A 6,454-nucleotide genomic window follows, 5' to 3' on the forward strand; every position below is an offset into this window, starting at 1 on the left:
GTGACGACCATCGGCCAATTCCACACACCCTCGGCGCACACACCTACCCGTTGCGCGCGCCTTACATGCTGCCGCCGAACGAGGTGTGCTGGAACAGCCCAACGACATCATCACGCCCCTCCCAAATGGGCCCAAACGATGACGACCGACGACGGGTTCGCGAAGCCACCGCCGAGCGCCCCCCAGATCGCCGAGCCGACAGACAGAGGTGACCCCGATGACCAGCACCCTCGAAACCGATGTTCTCGCCCTCCTCGAGCGGGGCGGGATGCTGACCGCCGACACGATCGCCCACAACCTCAACACACAGAGGTGGCGTGTGTCGCGTGTCCTGCACACGTTGCGCCACAACGGCTATGCCTTCCACAATCGGCGGGCGCAATGGCAGATTTCGGCCGGGCAGCGTCGCCCGCACCGGCAGGCGACTCGATGAGCCACCTCACCCCGCCGACCCCCGCGCCCCGGCCGCCGCTGGCCGACCTTGTGACCACGCTGGAAGCGATGCGCGAAGCCGGATGGGTCAGGGCAGCGCCCGGACCGACACCACTCGAGGCGCCCGGCCCCGGGCCACACGTCCTGCCCGCTGAACCGCCGGGGGGCCAGCGATGACGCAAACCGGCCCGCCCACCAACACATTCGCCGAAACACCGCGCTCGCGGTGTGAGTTCTACCGCCGAGTGTGTTCCCTGCCCACGATCATCGACCCGGTTACCGGGCGGATCACGATGCGGGCCGGGTTGGTCGGTGCGGTAGTGATGCCGACCGATCTCGCGCACCGGGTCAAAACCAGCCTCGATGCTCGTGGGGTCGCGCCGCTGCCGATCATCGGCCACCCCCGCGCAGCCATGTGGACTTTCTTGGTGAGGGCTGATATCCGGCCGATCGGTGACCCGCAACAGGTCGCCCGATTATGGGAAGCGCGGGTGGTGGTTATTCGTGAAGGCGATATCGCGTTGCCGTCCCCGGCACCGGACCCGTTGATGGTCCGTACGTGGGTATCTCCGGCTATCAGCGTGTTCCGCCCCTCCGGCGCGGTCGTCATCGAATGCGCCCTGGGGTGCCTACACGGGCGGCGTAGGCGATGAACCACGGCGGTCACTCACCCTGCCCTGACGAACCCGATATCCATCTCACGATCCAGTTCTTCAGTGTGCGAATGGATTTCGTCGCATGCCTGACGGCGGCGCTGATTTTCGTCTGCGAGGTGGCCGCCCGCCGACCCGGCACCGTCGCCGTGGATTCCAGACACTGCGCGGGGTTTCCCCGCCTGCCATGCGAACGCCTGTACCTATTGCCTTGACCCGGATACCAACCGAATGCCCGCCGCGCGCGCCTGGTGAGACCACATGACACCTCACGGCCTCACCCGCGCCGCACCGGCGGCCACCTAGGCGTCTACCGCGACGACACCCGCGCCGACCTCAATCGAGCGCTCGCCACCCGCGCTACCAACAGACCACCAGCCCGGCGCGATCGCTACGCCGACCCACACCGGTTGCCTCCCCGACCGGCACCATTCACCACTGAACGAAGGGAGCACGGCTATGTCCTGTGCTGCGATCCCCGTCCATGTCGACAAAGACACCACCGTGCGCGTCAAGATTATTGACGCATGTGGCTTGACCTGCACGTTCTGTCATAACGAAGGCACACCGGTAGCCGTTGACAACCGAAACCGTCTGCCTGGTGAGTTCCTGGCTGCCGGAGCGAGCGGGCGCATGTCGATCTACGCCCAGACCAACGGCGCGGCCTTCCTCCCAGCCCCGGTACCCGACAACGATGAATTCGCCCATGCGCTCACGGTGCTCGGTGAGGCGCTGGAATTGACCGAGGTGCACCTGACCGGCGGCGAGCCGACCTTGCATCCGGGCGTGGCCACGCTGACCAAGATTGCCGTCGATGCCGGGTTGCGAGTCGGCATGACCTCAAACGGTGAACGCGGCGAGCGTGTGATCGGTGATTGTTCCGCTGCCGGGCTGGACCGGGTGAACTTCTCCGTCTTCGGCACGACTGCATCCGAGCTGGCAGAGGTGCAGCACCCCCGATTCCGCAATCCTGTTCTGGCCCAACGCAGAATCGATGCGCTCGAACGCTCGATCACGGCGTGTGAGACCCATGGAGTCAAAGCCAGCGCCAATATCGTCGTCCCCGACTACACCCATGCGCCACGGGTGCACCGGCTACTCGATGAGTTCTCCCCGAACCTGACCGTGCGGTTGCTCATGTCACTCGACCACGGCGACAGCTCGATCGCCGCGATCGAACGCATCCTTGCCGAGCGGGGTGCCGTTGCTGAAGCCCACTACGTCACGGCCGGAGGTTCCAACTCTCGCACCGCCTACTGCCTGCCCGATGGACGGCGCATCCTCTTCGAGCACATCCGCCCCGTCCGGCTACCGCAAACTTGTGCCGGATGCCGGTTCAATAACGGCACCGATTGCCAGGAAGGCTTCTACGGCGTGCGCCTCTTCTACGACCGCACCTGCACTTGGCAGGTCGGTGTGTGCATCCAGCGCATGGACCTGTGCTTGCCGCTGGACGAGTTTCTGACCAGCCCCTTGCGTACCGAAGTCCTCGGACTCCGCGAGGCCGAGTACACCCGGCTCACGACCCGCCGAGTCGGATAACCTCACCCCAAACCCACGCCCGAAGGAGACCCCGTGCCCATCGAGCACGAAGCGAAGATCCTCGACATCGATCCCGACGCCATCGACCGCCGCATCCTGGACAAAGGCGGCCAGAAGTTTGGTGAGCGGTTCATGCGCCGCTACGTCTACGACATCAACCCCGGTGTTGACGGCAAGTGGATCAGGTTGCGCGACAACGGAAATAGCACCACGCTCGCGGTCAAAGAGATCACCAGCGACGCCATCGACGGCACACACGAGGTCGAGGTGAGTGTCGATGACTTCTCCGCTACCAACGCCCTGCTCGAGATGATGGGATTCTCTGCCAAGTCGTACCAGGAAACCAAGCGGATCAGCTACACCCTCGACGGCGCAGAGCTGGAACTCGATACCTGGCCCGGGATCCCGCCGTATCTCGAGATCGAGGCCGCCACCAAGGCCGACGTGATCCGTGTGGCCGAACTGCTCGGCTATACCGAAGCAGACCTCACCGGCGAGAACACGATCAAGATCTACGCACGCCACGGAATCGACCTCAACACGATACGAGAACTGCGCTTCTGACGACGGCTCCCCGCATCCCGATGCGACGCACACGAACAGCACAACCCGAAAGGCCCCGGTTGCTCATCACAGTGTGAGCCGCCGGGGCCATCGTCATGCGTCTGCCGAGGCAGTGACGCCGAAGCGGGGCGAAGCGATGACATCCGAGCTACTGCCGCACCCGTTCGGGGCTTGCCACCCAATTACCCGGTCACTAGCCAGGGAGTGTGTAATGACATCTCACCCCGGGGAGCTGCACCTGGCACATGTGCTCGGCCAGCTGGCCCCCGGCATCCACGAACATGTTCTGCGCGTTCGGATCTGGCGAGAGCCGATGCCGCGCCGAGTGTCACGATGTGTTGGGTACGCTGCTGTTCCGCCAGGCCTACGAACTCTCTGACACTGAAACGTCGTAGCTCCGGCCCCTGTGAATCGATGAACGGACTGATGTGGCGAAGTGTCGACCGTTCTGTAATGCCATTCTGCGACTGAAGAAGTCGGCTCGGACCGGGGTGTTCGTTGTGATGCCGCTGCGCTTCGTTCGGCTCGCTGTTGTGATCGAAAACAGGTGCGGGCCTATTCCGGTTACCTCACAGTGGGACAGGGTTCGATATCGGTGACCGTGAATAAGGGAATGTTCGTATGCGACTTCGGCGAAACAGCGTCTCGGCATTGGTGACAGCATTGGCGATGGCCGGAATCGGCGTGTCTGCCGCGGCCCCGGTCGCGAGCGGTGAGGTGCCCGGCCGGACGGAAACGGTGTACTCGACTTCGTCGCCGGTGACGTCGGTCGTCGCATCGAAAGTCACTCTCGCGGTGCCGTTGCCGCCGGGCAGCCTGCCGCATCCGCAGGCGTGCGACACCCTGTCGTATCTGCGGTGGCGGGCGATCGACGGACCGCGGTCCTCGGCCGACGCCGAGCGTGTCCTGGTCGCGCAACCCGGTGTCTTCGAGGGGGCGGGCGCCTTCGACAGCGTGGCGCGCAACACTGTCGCGTCGGCGGCGGAGTCGGGACGATACATCGAATTCTGGGCACTGGATCGTCGGTCGAACTGCTTGGAGGACCACACCGGGGTCGCCGCGGCCTTACGGACCGGATCGTTCGATACCGCAGCGGACTACTACTTCCGCGGTGCCGATGTCGACGGTCGCCGGTTCAGCGGATATGCCGACGGTGCGGCAACAGCGTGGTTGCGAGATCAAGGGCTCGCACAAACCCTGCGCGACGAATACGACGTGCTGCGGATCGAATTCCCCGACCAAGCGGTGCGCAAGCGAAAGGTCCTGTGCGGCGGCCATTCGCTGGGCGGCTTCGTCACCGGCTATTTCGCGGAGTGGGACTTCGACGGGGATCCGGCAACCACCGATGACGCCGGGTACAACCAATGCTCGGGCTATTTCGCGCTCGACACCACCATTCAAGCCGGACTGAGCCTGCGCGGCCTTCAGGTCCCCGAGCTTCCCGCGCTGATTGCCGGATCGGTGGAAGCTGTGTCGTTGCAACTCGATACCGCGCTGCCGGTCTTACGCCTGCCCGCGGTGATCAATCCCGAAACCACCAATCTGCTCGCCCTGGCAGGCCTCGCGGCCAGACTGAGTCCCGACGGTGTCAACGACCTCGTGCGACGACTGCCCGACAATCCCAATGTCGCCGCAACCCTGCGAACCCTGCTCTCCCAGGACGCCGCCATGTTCGTCACCGGACAACCGGATGTGCGTGACCTGAACGCCACCAACGAAGCCGTGCTGGGCGCGATCCTCGACGACAATTCCCAACCACTCGGATTCCTCCAAGCGAGTGTGGGTTTCCCCACCGGCGGCCCGATCGGCCCGAAATCCTTCCCCCTTCCGGACTCGATCGCACTGAGCCCACTGGTGATGGGCATGTTCGGCGACGCACCGAAGGTCTCGCCGACGGTCTACCACCCCGATACCCTCTACCTCTGGGCGGACTACGACGACACAACGGAACTGACCGCCCCCTACACGTCCTCGACCAGCGAAGTGACCGCCATCGGTGAACTGGCCCGCAGTCTGTGCGAACCACCCCTCGACTTCACCGAATGGTATTTCCCCACCCGTCTCAGCCTCGACCTCCAACAGACGACGGCACCGTCGTTCGCCGTTCATCACATCCATCTCGACGGCGTGGATCGCAACCCCATCCTGACTTTCCGCAGCAGCGGCGGTATCCCGGTTGCGGACTCGGGAAGTCCCCAGGATGAAGTGATCCACCTCCCGGGCTACAACCACATCGACGTCCTCACTGCCGCGGCTCATCAGAACGACGGCAGACCCGAGGTGGTCTCCACTCGTCTCGCCGAATTCGCCACCGGCGCTTCCTAGTGCGGGTGTGCTGCGGGCGCCGCCGATCGGGGGGGTGTCTGTGGGGCGAAGGCTCGCGTTGAGGCCGAACGCGTCGACCGGGGTGAGTAGCATCTGCCCATGAGTTCCGGTAAGTCCTCGGTCGTCTTGTTCCATGGCGTCACCATGTCGGCGGCGGCGTGGGAAGACGTCGTTCCGCGCCTGACCGATCACCACGACGTGGTCGCGCTGACAGCGCTCGGGCATCGGGGCGGGCCGGCGGTGCGCGAGCGTCCGGTCAAGGTGCGCGACATCGTCGACGCGGCGGAGCGCATGCTGGACGAGCGGGGTATCGGGAAGGCTCATCTCGCGGGGAACTCGCTCGGCGGGTGGATGGCCATCGAGCTCGCGTTGCGGGGTCGGGCATTGAGCGTCTGCGCGCTCTCACCTGCCGGGTTCTGGGATGGTGGTGGCCATGGGCAGACCGACGCGGTCAGGAAGCTGCGCCGCTTGGGCGCCCTGGTCCAGCTGTCGCGACCGGTTCAACCGGTGGTCATGCGATCGGCGGTGGTCCGGCGGCTCGCGCTGCGCGATATCGCTTGTCGCGCTGATCGTTTGACACCGGCGCAAGCACTGACAGCGGCCGCCGACCTCATCGGGTGCACGGTCACCGAAGACGTGCTCGACACCAGGGAGCAGATCGCGTCGGTGTCGGAGTTGCCGTGTCCGATCACCCTGGCCTGGTCGGAGAAGGACGCGATCCTGCCGCCGGCGGTCAATGGCCGCATCGCCCGGGAGCGCTTCCCGCGGGCCCGCTTCGAGATCTTGCCGGGCGTCGGCCATGTGCCGATGATCGACGATCCGAAACTGGTCGCGGCGACGATTCTGGCGACGACGGGCGCCGTGCCCACCACGACGGGCGTGCCGTCGGCGAGCCTTGACGGCGACCGGTAGGAAGACGGTTAGGCCCCTCCTGCGCC

The 6,454-nt window shown here is 65.2% G+C and carries 6 protein-coding genes; all 6 read left to right on the forward strand.

Features of this window, described 5'->3' with window-relative positions; translation table 11 throughout:
* Window positions 1-217 precede the first annotated feature (217 nt).
* The 6 genes from ACFWF3_RS19860 (at window position 218) to ACFWF3_RS19885 (ending at window position 6,428) form a co-directional block, all read left to right on the forward strand.
* Window positions 218-433 carry a hypothetical protein gene (locus ACFWF3_RS19860; protein WP_379314791.1) on the forward strand — a complete coding sequence of 72 codons (216 nt, stop codon included), beginning with the start codon at window positions 218-220 and terminating at the stop codon, window positions 431-433.
* Between the two features lie 172 nt (window positions 434-605).
* The gene (locus ACFWF3_RS19865; protein WP_379314792.1) at window positions 606-1,085 is read left to right on the forward strand and encodes a DNA-directed RNA polymerase subunit beta; all 480 of its coding nucleotides are present in this window, start codon (window positions 606-608) and stop codon (window positions 1,083-1,085) included.
* A gap of 459 nt (window positions 1,086-1,544) precedes the next feature.
* Window positions 1,545-2,627 carry a radical SAM protein gene (locus ACFWF3_RS19870; RefSeq protein WP_379314793.1) on the forward strand — a complete coding sequence of 361 codons (1,083 nt, stop codon included), beginning with the start codon at window positions 1,545-1,547 and terminating at the stop codon, window positions 2,625-2,627.
* Window positions 2,628-2,660: 33 nt separating this feature from the next.
* Window positions 2,661-3,191 (forward strand): class IV adenylate cyclase, encoded by a 531-nt coding sequence (locus ACFWF3_RS19875; protein ID WP_379314794.1) that lies wholly within the window; start codon window positions 2,661-2,663, stop codon window positions 3,189-3,191.
* A 621-nt stretch (window positions 3,192-3,812) separates the two neighbouring features.
* The gene (locus ACFWF3_RS19880; protein ID WP_379314795.1) at window positions 3,813-5,516 is read left to right on the forward strand and encodes a hypothetical protein; all 1,704 of its coding nucleotides are present in this window, start codon (window positions 3,813-3,815) and stop codon (window positions 5,514-5,516) included.
* 99 nt (window positions 5,517-5,615) lie between these two features.
* Window positions 5,616-6,428: an alpha/beta fold hydrolase gene (locus ACFWF3_RS19885; protein WP_379314796.1), complete on the forward strand. Its 813-nt coding sequence runs from the start codon at window positions 5,616-5,618 to the stop codon at window positions 6,426-6,428.
* Window positions 6,429-6,454 lie beyond the last annotated feature (26 nt).

Source organism: Nocardia sp. NPDC060220 (genome assembly GCF_042727815.1).
Classification (GTDB): Bacteria; Actinomycetota; Actinomycetes; order Mycobacteriales; family Mycobacteriaceae; genus Nocardia.